Origin of the sequence: Pseudomonas sp. DWP3-1-3b3, from assembly GCF_049896305.1 — a bacterium.
Lineage (GTDB): Bacteria > Pseudomonadota > Gammaproteobacteria > Pseudomonadales > Pseudomonadaceae > Aquipseudomonas > Aquipseudomonas azotoformans_A.
The window spans coordinates 104,958-125,042 of sequence record NZ_JAFCUA010000012.1; the positions used below are offsets into that span (position 1 = coordinate 104,958).

General features: G+C 60.6%; 9 protein-coding genes. All 9 read right to left on the bottom strand.

Annotated elements, in window-relative coordinates; genetic code table 11:
* Positions 1-13: 13 nt before the first annotated feature.
* The 9 genes from ACP7BX_RS27260 to ACP7BX_RS27300 all read right to left on the bottom strand — a co-directional run bounded on the left by ACP7BX_RS27260 (position 14) and on the right by ACP7BX_RS27300 (position 20,059).
* Entirely contained in the window at positions 14-532 is a 519-nt protein-coding gene (locus ACP7BX_RS27260) for a hypothetical protein (RefSeq protein WP_237142536.1), read from the bottom strand.
* Positions 520-9,042, bottom strand: a complete 8,523-nt coding sequence (locus ACP7BX_RS27265; RefSeq protein WP_426130713.1) for a hemagglutinin repeat-containing protein — start codon at positions 9,040-9,042, stop codon at positions 520-522. Before ACP7BX_RS27265 ends, ACP7BX_RS27260 begins: the two co-directional genes overlap by 13 nt.
* A 30-nt stretch (positions 9,043-9,072) precedes the next feature.
* A complete protein-coding gene (locus ACP7BX_RS27270) occupies positions 9,073-10,797 on the bottom strand; it encodes a ShlB/FhaC/HecB family hemolysin secretion/activation protein (RefSeq protein WP_426130711.1) in 1,725 nt (574 codons plus the stop codon).
* 366 nt (positions 10,798-11,163) lie between these two features.
* Entirely contained in the window at positions 11,164-11,646 is a 483-nt protein-coding gene (pgaD, locus tag ACP7BX_RS27275; RefSeq protein ID WP_314524228.1) for a poly-beta-1,6-N-acetyl-D-glucosamine biosynthesis protein PgaD, read from the bottom strand.
* Between the two features lie 2 nt (positions 11,647-11,648).
* Positions 11,649-12,989: a poly-beta-1,6-N-acetyl-D-glucosamine synthase gene (gene pgaC / locus ACP7BX_RS27280; RefSeq protein ID WP_426130709.1), complete on the bottom strand. Its 1,341-nt coding sequence runs from the start codon at positions 12,987-12,989 to the stop codon at positions 11,649-11,651.
* A gap of 2 nt (positions 12,990-12,991) precedes the next feature.
* Positions 12,992-14,989 (bottom strand): poly-beta-1,6-N-acetyl-D-glucosamine N-deacetylase PgaB, encoded by a 1,998-nt coding sequence (pgaB, locus tag ACP7BX_RS27285; protein WP_426130707.1) that lies wholly within the window; start codon positions 14,987-14,989, stop codon positions 12,992-12,994.
* A gap of 12 nt (positions 14,990-15,001) precedes the next feature.
* Positions 15,002-17,482: a poly-beta-1,6 N-acetyl-D-glucosamine export porin PgaA gene (gene pgaA / locus ACP7BX_RS27290; RefSeq protein ID WP_426130705.1), complete on the bottom strand. Its 2,481-nt coding sequence runs from the start codon at positions 17,480-17,482 to the stop codon at positions 15,002-15,004.
* Between the two features lie 300 nt (positions 17,483-17,782).
* Positions 17,783-19,279 carry a YdgA family protein gene (locus ACP7BX_RS27295; protein ID WP_426130703.1) on the bottom strand — a complete coding sequence of 499 codons (1,497 nt, stop codon included), beginning with the start codon at positions 19,277-19,279 and terminating at the stop codon, positions 17,783-17,785.
* Between the two features lie 147 nt (positions 19,280-19,426).
* Complete coding sequence (locus ACP7BX_RS27300) at positions 19,427-20,059, bottom strand: hypothetical protein (RefSeq protein WP_033900124.1); 633 nt, start codon at positions 20,057-20,059, stop codon at positions 19,427-19,429.
* Positions 20,060-20,085: the final 26 nt, after the last annotated feature.

Below are 20,085 nucleotides of genomic sequence, written 5' to 3' on the forward strand. Positions count from 1 at the left end.
CCCCTGCTGCTTTTTAATAGTTACCAAGCCCGCGACATTTCCACAAAATGGCATAGGGCAGCTCGTCATCCAATATGTCTGTCGAGCGAAAATAGTAGACCACTGACGCGTTCTCGAGGCTTTTGTGAACAAAGGCACCATCGGACATTATGCGGTAAGAGGCATGTTCCATAACGTCCCCCACGGCCTTCAACGCTTGCTTGATTTGACCATAGGTCGTGCCTGCCGTCTTTGGTATCAATTCCGCAGGGGGACTACTGACAGCCATGTCATCACGTTCAACTTCTCTGAAATAGGCTCGACGAAACGCTGCCTCGCTGGTTGCCCAGTAAAAAGAAACTAATCGGAGTTTGTCCTGACCATCCTCGTTAACGGTGTCGGCCAAGCAAAATTGATTATCGCAAGTTCCATAAACACCCTCATCGATGAGTGAAAGTGCCGCTCCGGATGTATCAAGGACATCACCTGCTTTTTGCTCAAGCAACAACGACCAAGGAATCATCACCACACCCTCCAGAATTATTGCGGCCATTTGAATATTTTGCCTTCGACCCTGCCAGCCTTGAGTGCATTTTCAGCTGCCGTTTTATGCGGTCCCTCTGGCATATTTTTGACCGAATTTACGATCTCGGTTTGCCAGGCCTGCAGTTTTGAAGCCGGCACCGATGAAGGATAACGTCCCCCTTCCGCTCGATACTTAGCGTCCCAAACAATCAGTGAACGAATCGACGGATCATACGTAATGAAATCTGCACCGGGTAGCGATGCTTTTCCGGGACCGGAGACGCCTATCTGGCCGGACTCCAATGTCTGGTGCCATCCACGCGCTTCGCCGATTGCGCCGTTCAGTTCTGAGAAAGGACTACGCCCATAGTTAACGTTGGCGAGGGTGACAACATCGGCATCAACCATTGGTTTTGGGGTCGCCGGTATAACATTTCTTTCGACCAGAACACTCGTTTCCCAGTCACCCTGCCCCCCAAAAGCATTCTCATTCTTGGCTACCACACCTTTAGTAGACCCGGCGACCGACTGTCCTTTAAACACGCTCGGCAAACCGGCAGCCGATGCGTTCAAAGCCCCAAGGAAAATGTTCTTGGCGCCGTCGCTTGAGTCACCGTTATAGGCCTGCACGCCACCATAAGTGATCTGCAATACGCCGCTCTCAGCGGTCACCAACCGTACAGCCAACCCCACGCCCCCGCCCAGCACATACAAAGCAGGCGTGCCAATTGCAGCCTCCCCTTCGTAGTGCTGGTTAATGAGCATTTTCTGTTGCGCGTCGCGGTAAAGCTGTTCGTTTTCGCTAGGAAAGCGGTTCATCTGCGCCAACAAATCGCCGGGATAGAGCCGTTCTAGCGAAGCGTCTTTATTGAAGCTCCCAGCCGCGTACGCCACATCGTTGCTTTGTCGCAGAGGACCGGGCCGCATAAGCGCGTAGATGCGGCGATCAGCCTCACCCTGTCCATACGCCGCAACGAGTGCGTTTGCGTAATCCGTGAGGTACGCCTGTGCTGCGGCTTTATCGGCAGCCGACATCGAGTCTGAATTGCGGCGCAGGCGCTCAACCAAGGCATCTGAAATCTGATCTTGCTGATCGAGCGCGATAAGCGTCTTTGCGTCCTCGATGGTGTACTTTTTGTGCTTGATCGCGTCGCGAGCCTTTTGTAGCAAAGACTCGTTAGCCGGGCTCAACAGGTTATTTTCAACCGCGTTTTTCCCAACCTGCGCCGCTGCCACCGCATCCAGCGCGCCCTTGCCGGTCAGCGATCCAGAAAGGCCACCCGCCAAGGTCGAAAGACTGGCGATTGTCTGTTTTTGCTCTTGGGTCAGGCTTTCATTACTGACGACGCCATACAGATGCTCCTTGATCAGCCTGGCGGTTTCTTCCGCCGCCACAGCACCGGCTGCGCCAGCAAGTGCTGAGTTACCGCCAGCCTTGGCGAGCACAGCACCCAGTACCGCATGGGCCATCAGATTGGCTGTGGGGTCGCCCTTGGTCCTGTCCCTGATTGTTTCTGCCAGATACGGCGCCGCCGCCCCCGCCAACGCGCCCCCGACGCTACCGCCCATGGCCGCTTGCACCACAGCCGTTACCGCCTGGCTGGCCTTCTGGAAGCTGCTCCCTACGCCATAATCCTGCTGGGCACGTTGGTTGATCTGATCCCGCGTCGGGTTAGCAACCCCTTCCTGCACGAGCTTTTCTCGGGTCGCTTTGTTGACGTCGCTATTAGGGTCGTCAGCGGCCTTGATCCTCGCCGCAGCAATCGCGTCGCCAATCCCCTTGGTCAACTCCATCGAGCTTTTGACCAAGTCCATGCGCTCTTGCATGGCCTTTTCATCAGGCTTGTCGAGGCGCTGGTTAGCATTCGCTGTGTCGCGGTTCAAACCGACGAGGTCGTTAGCGCCCTCGGGGTTGCGCACTAGGATCGCGCCTTCGCTGACAGCGCTGCGCGTATAGCTGTGATCCGAATCATTAAGCGCCATGCCATACAGGGCACCTGGAGTCAGCGTGCCCACGCCGCCACTGTATGAACCGGAGACGCTCACGCCCGCCGATTTGCTCTCAATCTCGCTTTTGTTCTTGATGTCGCTGACCAGCAGTCGATCTGTCAGCAACAGGTTTCTATCGGCGGTGGCTTCACTCGCAATCACTGCACCTTGCAAGGTGGTGTTCTTGGCCACGTCGATGGTGTAGCCACCTTTGCCGGCATAGAAACCGCTCTGGTCGGTGACAGCCTGGTAGTCGCTGTTCATCTTCGACGCCGCCAGGTTGGCGGACGCTGCCACGGTTGAGCCGTAGCAGAACGGTGGAACGCAGATGCTCGCACCAAAGCCCGCGCTGTCCTGCTTGCTCTTGGATGTATCGGTGTCCTGGCGCGACAGGATGTTGAGGTTGCCGCCGATGTCGGCATCGATACGATCAGCCCGTACCTGTGCCCCGATCAGGCTGGTGTCCTGGCCGCTGCGCAGTACCAGCGAGCCGCTGTCCAACGTGGTGTTGACCTGGGTAACCGAGCCACCCGAACCCAAGTTTTTGGCGGTTTGTGCGCCAAGGTCGAGGGTGAAGCCATTTTGCTCGCCGATGTTGAAGCTGGCGCCGATGGCAGTGCGATTGCGTGAGCCATCGTTTTTGCGGTCGGTGGTGTTCTGCGCGCTTTGCATCAGGATGTTGTTTTTCGCGGACAGCAACGTGCTGTCGGCTTTCAACGTACTGCCGGTAATCGTCAGGTCACCCAACGTGCCCGGCGCGTCGCCCGCAGCAATGATCGACAGTTTGCCCCCGACGTTGAGGTTGCTCTGGTGAACGGTCTGCGCCGCGTATTCGCTGCTGCTCTTGGTACGCGTGTTAGCCAGTTCGGTGCCGATCTTGATCAGCGAACCGTTGCCGGCGGAGCCACCGGTTTTGTTCTTGAAGCCGGTGCTCTGCTTATTGAGCTCGCCGCCCTGGTTATTGAGGTTGTAGAGCGACAGCGCCGCCTGGGCGATTTTTACCGCTTTGAGGCGCGGGTCGTCGGCACTGCGAGCGGCCTCTGCGGCGTCGCGAATGCTGTTGGCGGTATCGACGACAGAGCCCGCGACAACACGGCCTACTGCCAGACTTTTCGAACTGTCCTTACTGGTCTGACTGGCAGTCTCCACACCCGAGGTGACGGTGACATTGGCACCACTCAACTCCATGTTCTTGGTGCTCACCAGATCACTGGCCACCACCGTCAACTCACGCCCCGCCGTCAACGACACATTGCCCGCACTCGAGCCAATAGTGCTGCCGGTCAAGGTCATCTCATTGGCCGTGCCGTTGTGCTTGGAGCTGTTGATATACAGCTTCTGGTTGCCGGTCATGTCATCCAGACCGAGCTTGTTGCCGGTCAGCACACCGGTCAGGTCGCGATTTTTTTCCTTGTGCATGTCGGTGCGGGCGAAGGTGTTTTGCGCCGCGTCGATGGTCAGATCGCGACCGGCTTGCACGGCGAGGTCGCCGGTGCTGACCAGGTTGGAACCGGTGACGGTAGCGTCGCGCTTGGCGGCAACAGTGACGGTTTCGCCGGAGACCATGCTGCCCATCGCGGTGGTGCGTTTTTCGTCGACTATGTCCTGGACCTTGCTTGACTTGAGCCCGCCCCAGCTGCTTTTGCTTTCCTTGCGCTCATGGCGGGCGCTGTCGGAATTGCTCACGGTCAGGATGTTCACGTCCTGGCCCGCGACCAATTGCGTCGCGCCTTTCTCGGCGGTGACCGCGCTGCCAGCCAGCAGCAGGTCTGCACCGGCTACGACGGTGCTGTGAGTACCTGCACTGACAAGACTGCCGACGTTGTTCACCACGTCAGTTTCGTCGAGGCGGAATTTCTTGCCCTGGGACGTTTTCTTGGTCTTGCTGTAGAAGCTGTAGTCCTGGTCTTCGGCGGTACGCAGGCTGAGGTTTTTACCGGACACCAGGTAAGCCTCGCTACCGGCATTCACCTGGCTGGCCACCAGTTGCAGGTCTTGCCCGGCACTCAGGGTGGCGTCGCCACCGGCCTTGATCACACTGGAGACTTGCTGGACGTGGTCCTCGATGCTGGTGACTTTTTTCGAATTGAACGAAGAGTGTTGCTCGTTGGCCGCCGCGATGGCGTTGAGGTCGCGGGTGGCGACAAGGTTCACATCGCGCTTGGCTTCCACCTGGCTGGCGACGGCGCTGATGTCGCGACCGGCGATCACGTGCAAATCGCGGCCGGCTTCGACCACGGAGCCCTGCTGTGCAATGTTTTTGAAGCTCGAACGGGTGCCGACGGCGCTGCTGTTAATCGTTTGCGCAGCGGCGATATTCACGTCGCCAGCGGCTTGTACCGTGGTATCCGCAGCACTTTTGAGCACGCCGCCGACGTTGTTGAGGTTGGCACCGGCTTTCAACGCCAGTGCATCAGCAGATTCGATGCGCGCGGCGCTGTCGACAAAGTCGCTGCGTTCAGTGCGATAGGCACTCGCGCTTTCGTGAGTGGTCACGCTGCGTTCATTGAGCAGGTCGGCACCGGCGACGAGGTTGACGTCGCCACCGGTAATCACGCCGCCGGCACGGTTGCTCAGGGTGTTGCCGCTGAGCAGGTCGAGACGCCCACCGGCTTGCATCAGACCGCTGTTGGTGAGGCTGCCGCCGGCGTTTGCCAACAGGCTACCGGTGGCGCGCAGGGTGCCGGCGTTATTGAGGTTGCTGCCGGTGATCAGCCGGACGTCGCTGCCGGAAATCAATGCGCCATTCGGCGCCAGGCGGTTGCTCGCCTGGGCAAGGTAAAGCACCGGAACCAGCACCTGCTGCCCGGCGACGGTAGTGTTTTCCAGCCACACGATATCGTGAGTCAGCGCCGCAACCTGCTCGGCGGTGAGGCTCACGCCGACCGACAGGTTCAACGCGCTTTTGCTGCTGATGGCGTTGTCCATCAGGTGCTTGAACAGGTCGGCATCGCTGGTCTGGCCGTCGATGAAACGCTGGCCGGTGCGGGCAAGCACGGCTTGCTGGATCAGGCGCTGCTCGTAGAAGCCATCACCGAGGCGGCGCTGCGCCGTGTCGGGGTCATAGCCGAGCTTGGTCAGCATGTAATCCGAGCCCAGGAACTGACGCATGTCGGTAAACAGCGGGTTGGTTTCGATCAGGTACTTGTGCGGGTTAGCCGCGAACTGGCTGGTCGGCAGGCCATTCACGCCCTTACCGTCGTTGAGGTGGAACAGGCCGTTCTCGCCGGTCGGCAGGTCGAAGCCCGGCAGGCTGAGTGGGTTGACCTGCTGTTGGGCAACGTCCGGCGGCAGTTGCGGGTTGAGGCTGACCTGGGTCGAGTAGCCCGGCGCCTGGGTATTGGCGCCGCTGCCCACGTAGGTGTAACCGCCGCGTACCACGGTGTTGTCGATACCGGCCTGGGCCACCACATCCACAACGCCGCCCGCCTGGATGACCGCGGCGTAGCGTTGGTCAGTGGGCGACAGTTCGGTGGTCTTGCCAAGGTCGAACAGCTCCTTTTGCATCATGCCGATAAAGGCGGCCATGCCTGCTTCAAGACCGCCAAGGTTGTTGGCGTCGTAGCCAGCACCGTCAACGGAATACTGGCGGGTGAAATTCGCCGCGTAGAGGTACCAGCCTTGCGGCTTGCGCTCGCGTTCAGACATGAAGAAACGGTCGTGCTGGGTGTCGTGGGTCACCAGGCCGATGTTGCTCAGCTGGTTGACGCGCACGCTCAGGTTACCGCCGGCGGCGATGCTACTGCTGCTGTTGAGCAGATCACCGCCGGTCAACAGCATGTTGCCGGCCGAGGTGATACTGGAGGCGGCTGAAGCCTGCTTGACGATCAGGTGTTCGCGCTGGGTAATCTGGAACGGACGGTTCTGCTTGCCACCGTCACAGTCGCCACCGGTCACGCCCTCGACACAGGCAACGGGGGTGATGGACGCACTGTAGATGCCCGACTCGGTGGTGAGCACAGTGCGGATATTCTGGATCGTGCTGGCCGCCAGGGTCAGGTTGCGCTCGCTCTCGATGGTCCCTGAGCTGTTGATGATGCTGGTCGCCAGCCCACCCTGACCGTCGCGGTCGATACGCAGGTTGCCCATGGCGTAAATGTTGGCGCCGAGGTTTTTCAGGCGCTCGACCCGCAGGTTCATATCGCCGCCGCTGAAGATCAGGCCATGGTCATTGAGCAGGTTGCCCACGGACAGGTCGAGGCTGCCTTGGCTGGCGACGGCGCCGCCAACTGTCCAGTCCAGGCCTTTGCCGACCAGTGCACGGGTGCCGAGCAGTTTGCCGGTGGCGGTCTGTTGCAGGTTGTCGACATTGACGGTCAAGCGTCCGGCCTGGATTGCGGTGCTGTTGGTCCAATGGGTTTTGTCGAGGGTCAGGTCGCCATTGGTTACCAGGCTGCCGCCGACATCGTCGAGGCTGATGCCGCTCAGATCCAGCACGCCAGTGCCCACGTGCAGCACTTTGCCGCCGGTGTTCTGGAAGGTGCCGGCGGCGAGGCTCAACTGGTCGTTGGCGGTTTCCAGGCTGCCGCTGTTGTTCAGCAAGCCGCCGATGGCGTAGCGGGTTTTACCGGCCTGGCCCACTGCACGCATCTGCCCGCTGTTGGTCAGGCTGGCGGTGTCGACATCCAGGGTCGTGGCGCTCTCGATCAAGCCGCGGTTGGTCAGGGAGCCGAGCAGTTTCAGATCAATCTGGTTGGCCGCGATCTCACCGCCGTTATCCACATTCAGGCCGCTGAGGCGAATGCGATCACGGGCCAACAGCGTGCCGCTGCCGTTGTTGAAATCGGTGGCATCGATCACCGCATCGCCGGCTTTGGCAGCGATGCGCCCACCGTTGTTGGCGAGGGTGCCGGCGGTGATCGTTACACCGGCCTTTTCACTGTGGATCAGCCCGTTGCCGCCGTTTTGCAGCAGGCCGGTGGTGGTAAGCGCCAGGCCATCGTTGGCGGCCAGCGTCCCGCTGCTCTGGTTATCGACACTGTTGGCGAACAGGGTCAGCAGGCCCTGGCTGGCGAGCTTGCCGCCCTGGTTATCCACATGGGCGGCGCGTTGAACCAGCAGCGGGCCGACGCTCGCCAGCTTGCCGTTGCGGTTGATCAGGTCGCCGAGCAAATCCAGGGTGATGGAGCTTGCGCCCGTGAGGTTACCGGCACTGTTGTCCAGTCGGTTGCCGTACAGGGTGAATGCACCCGTGCTATCGATGATGCCGCCCTGGCTGTTGTCCAGCAGGCCGCTGACGTTGAGGGTTTGTGCGCCGTCGCTGAGCAGTTGGCCCTTGTTGCGGTTGTCGACGCTGGCGGCGGTAACGTTCAGCGCCTGCTTGGCACTCATCGTGGCGCCCTGGTTATCCAGTGTTTGCGCGGCGGTGGCGGTGAGGCTGCGATTGGCGATCACCCGGCCGGTGTTGGTGATGTTCTGGCTGTCGAGCGTGACGTCGCCACCGGCATTGCGCGTGTTATCGGCGTTGACCCCGGCTTCGATGATGCCGTTGTTGGTCAGCTGGCCATTGCTGGCCAGGGTGATGCTGTCGCGAGCAGCAAGGCTTTTGCGGTTTTTCAGCTCGCCTTTGGTTTTAGCCTTGAGCGTGGTGCCGGCGTAGACCGGCCCGTTCGCGTCGAGGCTGGCGGCCTTGATATCCACCGCGCCGCTGGCAGCCGCCTGGGCCATGCTCAAGTGGCCGTTGGCATCCAGTTGAATATCGCCGCCACTGGCCGCCAGCGTTCCGTCGAGCTTTACGCCCACACCGGCTTCGGTGCCCACCAGCTTGATGGCGCCCGCGTACATGCCGCCAAGCGCCGAGGAGTCGATAGCCAGTTCAGGTTTGGCGCTGCCGTCATCGGCACGTGCGGTGGTTTTAAGGCTTTGCGCATCGACGTCGTTACGACCGGCAATCACGGTGAGTTCGCGTGCGTTGATCTGCGCGTTGATCTTGGCCGAACGGGTGATGATCTCGAAACGGTCGACGTTGCTGGCGTTCAGGCCTTTGCCGTCGATGGTCACGGCGCCGCCATCCACCTGGTAATGATCCAGGCGACCGACTTTATCGATCACCGGTTTGCCGGTAGTCAGCGTGACGTTGGGGGTGTTGATAAACCCGCAGCCGTTGCAACTGATGCCATAAGGGTTCGCCACGATGACCTTGGCCGATTGCCCCGCCACTTCGGTGTAGCCACGCAACTGGCTGGGGCTGCCGCCGTTGACTTCGTTGAGGATGACGTTCGCCGCGCCGCCCTTGAGGTTCGGGTTGCCGACGATGATCCCACCCAGTTGAGTGTTCTGCAGCACACCCGTGGCGTTGTTGAGGATCACGCCATTGGGGCCGACGTTGTAGTCCTTGAATTGGTTATGGGACAAGCCGCTGCCATTGGGCGTGGCGATGTTCACCACCGGTACGCCGTTGCCCGCCTGGCCGACGCTGGTGCCCGGGCCGCTGACCACGATGCCGTCAGCATTGGCCAGCAGCGGCTGCCAGAACAGCGCGTTGGCCAGGACCAGCGCAAGGCCGCGTTGGGACAGGCTTTTCAGGGCAGAAGCAGGGCGAACATCCATATTCTTAAATCTCAAGGCAGCGGCGTTGAATTACAGGAAGAAATCCAGGCGGAAATAGATCGGCGCTTCGCGCTCGGTCACCACGCCAGGTCGCTCCAGGGAATGGGCAAAGGTCACACTGGTGCTGACGTATTTGCCGCGGGCGAACAGCTCGACGGAATTACTCGATACGCGCCCATGCTCGTCATCGTTGTAGCGATCGTTGCGAATCACGCCCTGGTCATAACCGACACTGGCGCCGTATTCGGCGAAGGCCGGACGCATCCAGTCCAGGGTGACCGGTCGCGCCCAGCGCACTTCGTTGCGCCAGTAGCCACCGCTGTCGCCGTTCAGTTGCTGGTCCTTGAAACCGCGCACCGAGTAGGACCCTCCCAGGCTCATGCGTTGCGGTGAATACAGGACGTCTTCACTGCGTTGCCCGGTGGCGAGGCTGGAAAAACTCAACGACTCACCCCACAACGTAAAGGGTTGCAGGTAGCTCATCGTGGCGGTGTATTTGCGATAGCGCGGCGTCGCCGTGAGGTTGCCCTGGGCGTCCCGTTCTTGCCGATTGCTTTGCGCGTCAAAGGCGCCGATACCGTTTTGCATGCCCACGTCCAAGTTGACGAAGGCACTGCCGATACGCCGGCCGTGGGTGAGGCCGACCTGGAGCTCGCTGAGACGGTTGCTGCTGGTCGGCAGGCGTGCGTCGAGCACGTAGTTGTTGGTGCGCAGGTGCGTCAGGCCGACGTTGACCGAGGTCTTGCTCACATCGTCACGATGGATCACGCGTTCGGCGCGCAGTTGGTGGTTCTGGCTGTCGCCGTTCTGCTTGAACTTGAAGTCATCGACCCTGCCGAAGGTGCGGTATTCACTCTCGCTGTAGCTGTAGCTGAAGTTCCACCAGCCCCACGGCAGGTTGTAATAGAGCATGCTGCTTTTCGAGGTTTTCTGGTGGTCGCTGAGGGCGTCGTGGCCGCCACGCAGAATCAGCTGATCGGCCAGGCCTAACGGGCTGTCCCATTCCAGGCCCGCGCCCCATTGCTGTTCGCCGGTACTTTTCTGGCCGTCGTTGTTGCGTGACAGGCTGGCACGCCAGGGCTTTTGTGGCGTGTTTTTGACCCGCACTTCACTGCCGCCGACCTGGCTGCCAGGGGTCAATTCCATCTGCGCCTGCTTGGAGGGTAAGCGACTGAGCTGGTCCACCAGTTGCTCGACTTCCCGCAGGTTCAGCGCCTCGCCGACCTTGCCGGGAAATGCCATCGCCAGTTCGCGATCAGTCACATTGCTGCCCTGTGCGCCCTTCAAACCTTCGAGTTTGCCTTCGACCACCAGCACCTGGAGATGACCGCTGGAGAGGTCTTGTTGCGGCAGGTAGGCACGGCTGGTGACCCAGCCCTTGGCGATGTAGTAGTCAGTGATGACTTTGAGCAATTCATTGAGCTGTGCAACGCCCAAGCACTGGCCGACATAGGGTTTGAGCAGCAGTCTGCGGTCGCCGCCGGACAGGCTGTCCGCGCCCTTGAGTTCGATGTCCTGGATGGGAAAGCAACGGGTGTCCGCCGGCAGCGCCGGGGCCTGGGGCTGGGTGCCTTTGCCGGGCAGGTCTTGCAGCTCTTCCAGGCGCCGGCGCTGCTCTTCGAGGAGGCGGTTCTGGCGGTCGCGGATCAGGTCCTGATCCCCAGGCGTAGGAGCGGCCGTGGCGCTGTTCAGGCTCAAATAGGCGAGCAGGAAAGTGCACAGCAGATACCGAGTCCGTGGCAGTAACAAAGACATGTTCGATCCATCGAAAATCAAGGGCCGGCAAACTAACATCGAACTTGCGCCAACTCAAAAACAAGAGTTAGTTGCACATTCGTACTAGTTAATCATGCAAGTTGTTGATTAATAACAACTAAAAATAATCAAAGAGATACATGGCCTGTCACTGGAATTATTATTCCGACAAGCGGCAGCACTATTGATCGCGATTCGTCGGACAACTTATAAATTGCCATTAGTTGGCCATCAAGTTATTGCCGAGATAGGTTAGTACCGGAAAAAGCAGAAAAGTTCGCGGAGGTTTTGTGAATTGGATCCCATTTGTCGGGATTAAACCGGATCGTTCCCACCTTGCGTGGGAACGATCTTCCTGCGTGTTTCTTAGCCAGCGTCTTTGTTCTGGTCCTTGCCAGGCACCAGGGTCAGCCCGGGCTTTTCCACATCACGGGAAACATGGGATTTGACCTGCGCCACACCACCGTCCTCATCGTTGTGGATCACCAGTACCCCAGGCCGACGCAGTTGCTCCAGGTCACCTTCGCCCAGACTGAAGCTCTCGCTCAGGTTCTTATCGGTGAGCGCCTTGGCCTCGGCGCGACGCTGGGCAAACTTGCGCCCTTTGCGTTGCTGGTAGCGCGCCCAGGTGACCAGGATCACGGCGTTGAACAATGCAATCCACAGGTACACCTGCAAGGTATTGAGCGCGGCAAAAATCGGCGCGTCGATACGCGGGCCATCGTGAGTCTCCAACATCGAGCTGATCCCACGTGCCAGCAACCAAATCAGGCCGGCCCAGGCCATCAGGGTCAACAGCACGTCGATGATCCACATCACCAGCCGTTGGCGAGTTCTGACCAGTTTCATGATCACGCCTCCTCTTCAGTGGGTTTGATGCCGCGATCCGGGCTGACCCAGCGCGCACGCTTCTGATGCTGGTTGAACAACACCTTGGGAAAACTGACCAGGGTGGTAAACAGGCTGACCAGCCAGAACACCATCGGGTACCACACGGTCCAGAACAGGGTTTTCCACAAGTCCTTCTCGTAGCGGCGGTCGATGATGATGCTCACGGCAAACTGCAGCAGACACACCATGGCCAATACCAGGCCGGTGAACGCCGGAGGCATCAGGGAGTCGACCGCAATCGCTTGAGGCAGCGGGATAAATTTACCCACGCCCCAGAAGATCACCGACAACAGGAAGGTGAACGCCCAACCGGTGGACAGGCAGTATTCGAACAACAGCGGCCACAGGTAGCGATGACGCCATTGCCAGATGCCACGGATATTCTTGAACAGCACCTCGGCGCCGCCCTGGGCCCAGCGCAGGCGTTGTTTCCACAGGCCGCCGACGGTTTCGGGCATCAGAATCCAGCACAGGGCGCGGGGCTCGTAGAAGATGCTCCAGTGATCGAGCTGCAGCTTCCAACTGACATCGATGTCCTCGGTGATCATGTCGGTGCTCCAGTAGTCGATGCGGTCCAGCGCCTTTTTACGGAACGCGACCACTACACCCGACACCGTGAAGATCCGGCCAAATACCCGTTGCGTGCGCTTGATCAAACCGATGATCGAAGAGAACTCACCGACCTGCACGCGGCCGATCAAGGTCGAGCGTGTGCGGATGCGCGGGTTGCCGGTCACAGCACCCAGGCGCGGGTTATCCAGCATGGGCGCCACCATGTAGGCCGCCGCGTTTTTATCCAGCAACGCGTCGCCATCGATGCACACCAGGAACTCGCTGCGCGCCGCCACGGCGCCCATGCGCAAGGCCACGGCCTTGCCTTGGTTCTGCGCCAGGTGCAGCACGCGCAGGCGCGGGTTCTCCAGCGCCAGGGCGTCGAGTACGGCGGCGGTGTTGTCCTTGGAACCGTCGTTTACCGCGATCACTTCGATGTTCGGGTAGAGCTGACCCAGTGCCGCATGGATGGTGTCGGCGGCGTTATCCCCTTCGTTGTAGCAAGGGATGATGATCGAGATCAGCGGGTTGCCGGCCAAGGTCGGCGCCGGGGTGTCTTCTTTCCAGGGCCAGTGGCGCTCCCAGTGCAGCCAGAAATACAGGCCGCCTGCGATCCACAACGCCGACATGAACAGCGGGTAGAAAAACACAAAGTCCATCAGGAACTGCCCGGTGACCAGGAAGATCAGGCCCAGGGGCACACCCAATACCAATGCCAGCACGAATAAAGCCAAGAGTCTGTCGAACATGGTCAAGGGTTCCATTGGTTGGAAAGGGCCGGACGCACAGTCTTCAGGTCCGGGGAGTTTTCCAGGAAGTTGTCCGGGTAGTAGCCAAAACTCGTGACACCCTGGCGCTTGAGTACACCCATCCATTCAGCCATTTGCTTGGCGTTGATGTCCGGTGCGGCCTGGGTGCGCCAGTCTTTGGCTTGCAGTTCGAACACGGTGCGCTCCATGGCACCGGGGCGTGCCTTGACCGTGGCGACCAGCTTCTCCAGCCAGGCATTGGAGTTGCTGTACTCCTGGCCTTCCATCAGCGGCATGGCCATGGGCGCGGTCCAGTCATAGGTCTGCAGGAAATCATCCAGGTTCTGCGCAAACCAGGCTTCGCTGCCGGGGTTGAGCATCGGCTCGGCGAAGATATTGCGCGCGGTCAGTATTTGCGGCCCACCGATGGCGCGGACCTTGGCAGTCAGCTCCTTGGTGAAGTCGATCAGGTAGCGGCTCTTGAAGCGGGTCCAACGCTGCATCACGGCCGTATCGGCACGCAGCGCCTCAATGGTGTCCGGCAGGCCCGCAGCGGCATAGGCCTTGAGCGCGGCGGGGCTGGCATCTTCGAAATCGTTGAACACCGCATCGTCGTGGTACAGCACGCCGTCGATGGCGTTGTTGCGCGCCAGGTCCTCGTAGATCTCACCGATGATCTTGCGCACCTGCGGGTCGAACGGCGACAGGCGTTTGTACTGGTCCGGGTCGAGGCCGACCTGGCCGGTTTTCGGGTCCCAGCGCGTTACGCGGGGCAGCTTGGGGTCGAGGGCGAAGCTGAGAACCGGCATCCACGCATACACGCTGGCATGGGCACGGGTGTGCAACTGCCAGGAGACGCGGTTGAACAGGTCGGCGCGTACCGGCAAGTGGCGGTTGGGGAAGTACACCGAATGCACCAGGCCGTCACCCTTGGGATCGGCGAAGGCTTGCAGGAACACGGTGCCCGCGCCCATGTCCACCACCCGTTGCACAAGCTGGTCGAGGTTGCGCGCCTGTTGGGCCGGGTCCGGGTCGTAGACGTTATCCAGGTCCACATGCAACACGCGCATCGGCGCCTTGGTTTGCACCGCGACCATGCTGTTGGCGAAATGCTCGCCATCCGGGTCGGAGGCGACCAGGAAGCGTGGGCTGTTCATCAGGTCACTGGAGCTGTCGAGGCCATCTTCCAGGGTCAGGGCCATCTGGTAGCCCTGCTCGCCAATGATCGCCAGCGAGGTGCCTTTGGCGGCACCGTAAGGCCACACCCACACCCGTGGTTTCTTGCCGGTGACGCTTTGGATCTTGTTGGAGATCGCCACCACATCAGCACGCATCCGCGCATCGAATTGCGCCTGGCTTTCATAGCGCCCGGTGGCCGGATCAAAACGCAGCGAGGTCGCCGCCGGCTCCAGGTTGCCCTGGGGGTTGGCCAGGATGCCCTTGTGGTTGTTGTCGGTGTGCGCGGCGATTTCCACCAGGCCCGATTGGGAGACTTCGCGGATCTGCTGCCAGGTCAGGAACTCGCCACGCGGCCGTGGCTGGCCAGCGAAGTCCACCGGTTGGTTCATCGGCGTGTCGATCCAGTAGCCCACCGGCGCCAGCAGAGCCGGCCAGCGATAGGCCCGCAGGATCGGCATCACACGGGTGTAGAAGCTCGAATAGCCATCGTCAAAGCTGAGCATGATCGCTTTGGGCGGCAACTCAGGCCCACCGTTGCGGGCCGCCAGGATCTGGTCGACGCTGACCGCCTTGTAGCCGTTCTCGCGCAGCCAGGCCAACTGTTCGATCAAACGCTCGGTGCGCACCGCCACCACCGCCTGATCGGGGTCGCGATCTTCGACGTCATGGTAGGCAATGCCCAGGAAATGGTTTTTCGGCCACGGCGCTTCGTTGGCCGGGGTCGGCCGCTCGGCGGGTGGAGTGAAAGGCGCGGGTTGCTGGGCACAGGCACTGGCCAGCATTACGCCCAGAATCAACAAGCAACGGCTGAGGACGGTCATGGTCAGGCTCTTCTAGAAACGGTAAGTGAGGTCGACGAGCAGACGCAGATCGCGTTCGCGATCACCGTCGTAAGGTCGGCTGATCAGGCTCAGGTTGGCGCCGGCTTCCAGCACATCGTTCCAGCGATAGCGTTGGCCGTAGCCCACCAGACCGATGCCACCGGTGGAATAATCCTGCTGGCTATACGTACCCGCACCGACCTGGAACTGCTGACTCCACTGGGTCTCGTAGCGGTGATAGAGCACATGATTGATGTTGAGGACAGGCAACACGGTGAAGTCTGACTTCGGGTTGAAGTAGATCGTGTCCTCCTTGCTGTTGCGGCTGGCACCCACTTCCAGGCCCAGGTCCACTTGCACCTTGGGCGAGCTGTAGAGGCCTTCGCGGCCGCTGAGCAAGGCTTCGAAGCGGTCGTTGCCGTCGCTGAAATGGGACGGGCTGAGGGTCAGTTTCCACTCGCGGCTTTCATTGGCGCGCCAGCGGATAAAACCGCTGCCGCCGTTGGCCGTGATCCCTTCATTCAACGCCCGCAGCGGCGTGGTGGACAGCAGGTAGCCGAGGCTGCCGCCGTATTGCCAGTTGTCGTTGATGTCGCGGGCAATCGACACGGCAGCGCCTTGTTTGGAGCCATCGCCGTAGGAGTGGTTGGAGACCTCGGCTTCAATGGTCATGTCGCGGGTCCGGCGCTCTACGCCGACCACTTGCCAACGGTGATGGCCAGTGCCCTCTTCAAAGTCGGCAGTGGCATAGCCGGCACCGGCGAACACGCGCCAATCTTCATCGATGGGCGGCGTGTAGATGCGGCTTTCAATGCCCCAGTCTCGACTACCCGAGACGGCACCGGCATCGCCGTTGTTGCCACCACCAAAGCTTTTCCCGGTGTAGGCCTCGACCCGCAGCTCGGCCATGTCGTGGACATCGCGCAGGCGTTGCAGGCGCTGCACCTGGCGGTTGTCCGGGTTACGGGCCACCACGTCGTCGGTAAGAATATCGAGCTGACGCCATTCCTGAAGGTCCAACGCCGTGAAGCCCTGGGACATCTCCAGACCGATGTCACGCGGGCTTTGCGCTTCGGTTTCCTTGAGTGAACGCTCGGCGCGGCGTGGCCAATCGCGGGCGCGGTACATCTCGGCTTGCGCCAGGCGCAGACCGATGCTGCCTGGGGCCTTGCCGACCAGTTCTTCAAGCGCCTTCTCACTGGACGGCAGATCGGAACCATAGGTGCCGGCCTGGGCGGCCAATTGTTGGGCGTCCATCCATTCATCGTTAGGGTTGCCGATCGGCAGCCCCTTCAGTTCAACACGCGGTTTCTGGTTGTCGGCCAGGTTCTTGGCAACCGCCCGCGCTTCATCCACCTGGTCGTTTTCGAGCAAGGCGTAGAACAAAGCGGTGCTGTCTTCAACACGATCGCCCACGTCCGCATCGGGCGCGCTCAGTGCTTGGCGATACAACGGCGCCGCCTTTTCCGGCAGGCGCTGGTCGAGGTAGGACGCAGCCACCCAACGCACTGCATAGGTGGGCAACTGCACACCTTCGGCCTGGAGGGTTTCGTACTCGCGGATCACCTCGGCGGTGCGTGCCCGCGCCTTGAGCGCACCCAGGCGGTCGATGCGCCAGCGCACCACGTCGTCTTTGGCCGTGGGGTCCGGGGTCCAGCGGGTGAGGAGCTGGTCATAACCCTGCAACGCGCGATCGGCGATGACATAGCGTTCTTTCTCGGTACGCGTGGCGAACTCGGCCATGCGCACGCGCTCGGCGGCCAGGTCACCTTCCAGGCGACGCTGGGTCACCGGATCGACAAGGCCGGGACGCTGGGCGGACAGGCGCAGTGCAGGCTCGGGCAGACGCGCCTTTTGCAGGGCGACCACGTATTCGCGGGCTACTTCTGGTTTGTCACCGGCGCGGATAAACGCCTGGTCGAATTCAAACAACGCGTCGTACTGCAAGCCCGCACGGGTCAGCGCGTAACCCAGGGCCATGCGCCGGTTGGGGTCATCGGGCTTGGCGGCTACCAGCGCACGGGTGCGTTGTACGGCTTCGCTGGCCTGGCCGCCGTCGGCCTGGGTAAGGGCCATGCCCAGCTGCAGGTCGATATTGTTCGGCTCCCGCAGCAACGCCTTACGATAGACCGCCTCGGCCTGCGCCCACTGCTTCTGGTTGCGATAGGTGCGCGCGACCGTGGCCAGCGCCTGGGCGGTCAAGTTGCGATTCTGACCCTGTGCCTCATACACCTTGAGCACTTCGGCATCCTGGCCGGCCCAACCGGCGATCACCAGGTGGTCGCTGATCTGGCCTGGCGTCTGGCGCTCGGCAGGCAGTTGGCGCAGTTGAGTCAAGGCGGGTGTGAAATTGCCGTTGCGCGCCTGGATGATCAGGGCGTCATAAGCCGGGTCGGCCATGGCGAAGGTGGGCATCAGCAACTGGCTGCACAAGGTTACCCCGATGAGCAGCCGTAACCGGCCTGAGGCACTGAGTGGGAGGTTTCGCAGCATATCGTGAGCTTCCTTACACACGGAAAGCTGTAACGATAGGTGGTCCTGAGCAATTTGCATCAGGGTGTCGGCGTCTCGTGACCCGACCTAGCTTTCCTGTATGAACTATCCCCGACGCCTGTATGAAAAAGGACAATTCATAACAATTGTTCAGAATTGCCCTACAAATCTGAAAAGCCAATGGGGGAGCGGGCTTGCCTGCGATGAAGGGTGGCTAATCGACATGAGTGCCGGCCTTTTGACCCTTATCGCGGACAACCCCGCTCCCCCATTAATTATTTCTGGGCGATGGCGAAATCTTTACTGCGCGCCGCCGACCGCACCGACCTTGGACATCACGAAACCGATGAACTGCTCGACGGTCATCTTCTGGCCGTTGAAGGTCACTTCATTGTTGGCGTAATGCAACTTGGACACCACGTCGCTGCCGACCAGGGTTGCCAGCTGTGTGCCGACCGCCATGCCGCTGACCATCTCGCTGGCCATCTGGGATTGCTGCTCGATGGCTTTAGGGTCGGTCACACCACCGACCTGTGCTTGCAGGGCGGCAACGTCGGCGATCATTGGCTTGGACAGGGTCAGGTTGGCGTCCAGCAGCGAGACCATTTGCTTGCCCAGTTCAACCGGTGGCAGCTCCATGGAGGTCGGTTTGGCCAGGTCCAGCACCAGGTTGAATTTGCTTTCGCCGTGGGTGGTTTTCAGCGACAGGTTTTCCAGCGCCAGGTGCGGCTTGGCGGCCAGCAATTGGTTGACGTTGGCTTCTGCCAGGGTCTGCTCGGCTTCGGTCAGTTGCAGCTCAGGCACCGGTTGACCGGCGGCGGCAGCGGCCTGCACCGGCTGCATTTTGTCTTGATACAGCTTGGTCAGCACCAGGCCGGACGGCACGTCGATGTTCTTCAAGCTCAGGGCCATGGCGGCAGAGCCGACCGGTTTACCCTGATAGCCAATCTCGTCGATCTTGTAGTCGACGCGACCGGACATGTTGTTGTCCTTGATTTCGCTGGTGTCTTTTTGCTCGAAGCCCTTGAGGGTCAGCACGGCTTTCTGCGGGCCGAAGGTAAGCTTGGTATCGCTCAGTTCTACGGTGTTCTGTCCGGTGTAGAAGCCGAAGGTGGATTTTTCCAGGTTGCTGGCCACGGTCAGGCCGGCGAGCTCGGCGTTGAACGGCGCGCCATTGGCGTCGACTACATCCAGCTTGAGGCTGTTCATGTAGCCATCCACCTTGACCTTCTTGCCCTCGGCGGTGCTGTCGAAGTCCAGGTTCAGGCCGGAGAAGCTCACCGAGGAGGTCTCGTCCTTGAATTCCAGCGGCAGCAATTCGAGGTTGCCGGTGACCGAGCGGCTGTAGCCGATATTGGCCACGCCTTTGAGCGGCGACACGTCCTTGGCGGCGGCGAACCATTTGTCGGTGGTGGCGTTTTTTTCCAGCTCATAGTGACTGGTGGCCATGACCGGCAGCCACTTCAGCGACACCAGGCGCGAGAACGGCAACGGGCCGTGTTCGATATGGTCGACAAACAGCAGCTCAGGGTTCGGGTTCTGCTCGCCGAAGAACGAGCCCTGGCCCTTGAGGCGGTAGTGCGCGGTGCTGCTGAACAGGCCACGGTCCAGGGACACCAGCTCCAGGGCAACGGTGCCGTCGACGCCAGCCATGGAACGTTGCAGTTCCTTGTTGGCGTCCTGCACCGCCGTTTGCAGCACAGGCTCCAGCTGCTTGCCGGTGTACCAGGCACCGCCTGCACTGACGACGCCGACGGCGACAACGAAACCCAAAAGAACAACGGCTGGCTTATTCATGAAGTGACCTGATCAAATCCTGTGAGAAGTGGGCTGTCTTCCTTGAACCCCGTGGGGGATTGGCTCAAGCCCGCCGAAAACGGGGGAAGATTAGCACTGGCGGCCGCGAACGGCCCAGCTTTTCAGAGGGATCAGATCAGCACTAGTTCAGGAATACTCCAGCTCAATTTCATCCAACTGGTGGTCGAAACTCTTCAGGCGTGCCGTCCAGGTGTACACCAGCACCTCAAACTCGCGGTGTATCACGGCATTGCCGGGGGTGTCGGCCTTGGGGTCGCAGAAGTCCAGTTGGTAGCGCTCACGGGCCATTTGCGTGGCCACGTCGGACAATTCCCGCGCGTTATTCAGCCAGTGCCTACCGTCCGCGACTTGCTGATCGAGAGCCACGCACTGTTTCTTCAGGACTTCGAGGCTTTTTTCCAGGGGCGTGCCGGTCAGGTCGCCCATGACTTCCTGAAAGGTGCGCCCCGGTTGCCAGTAGCTGCCCCAGAAGTAGCGGTCGAACACGGTCTCAACGCGGCGCAACGCGACCTTGGTGTCCCAGATCGCCACGCGGGTCTTGCCTTGTTCGAGGAGTTTTTTCTTCACCCGTTGGTTCTGGTAGGAGGCCCAGGCCACGACGCCGATGGACAGGGTGCCGATCACCAGGCAGGCGCTGTCGAGAAACACCATCGCCTTGTCGAGTTGGTGAGCCAGCATGACGCCGTAGAAATAAGCAGCCGATAACAGCACCAGTGCGAAGAGCACGCACCAGAAAGCGGGAGCATAAGGGTTTTTCATTATTGGAATCCCCATGAGCAAACGCG

Excerpts from the sequence above, each read along its gene's own strand:
- ACP7BX_RS27295 (WP_426130703.1), bottom strand. The coding sequence starts at position 19,279 with ATGAATAAGCCAGCCGTTGTTCTTTTGGGTTTCGTTGTCGCCGTCGGC.
- pgaD (WP_314524228.1), bottom strand. The coding sequence starts at position 11,646 with ATGAAACTGGTCAGAACTCGCCAACGGCTGGTGATGTGGATCATCGAC.
- ACP7BX_RS27300 (WP_033900124.1), bottom strand. The coding sequence starts at position 20,059 with ATGAAAAACCCTTATGCTCCCGCTTTCTGGTGCGTGCTCTTCGCACTG.
- pgaC (WP_426130709.1), bottom strand. The coding sequence starts at position 12,989 with ATGTTCGACAGACTCTTGGCTTTATTCGTGCTGGCATTGGTATTGGGT.
- ACP7BX_RS27265 (WP_426130713.1), bottom strand. The coding sequence starts at position 9,042 with ATGGATGTTCGCCCTGCTTCTGCCCTGAAAAGCCTGTCCCAACGCGGC.
- pgaB (WP_426130707.1), bottom strand. The coding sequence starts at position 14,989 with ATGACCGTCCTCAGCCGTTGCTTGTTGATTCTGGGCGTAATGCTGGCC.
- ACP7BX_RS27260 (WP_237142536.1), bottom strand. The coding sequence starts at position 532 with ATGGCCGCAATAATTCTGGAGGGTGTGGTGATGATTCCTTGGTCGTTG.
- pgaA (WP_426130705.1), bottom strand. The coding sequence starts at position 17,482 with ATGCTGCGAAACCTCCCACTCAGTGCCTCAGGCCGGTTACGGCTGCTC.
- ACP7BX_RS27270 (WP_426130711.1), bottom strand. The coding sequence starts at position 10,797 with ATGTCTTTGTTACTGCCACGGACTCGGTATCTGCTGTGCACTTTCCTG.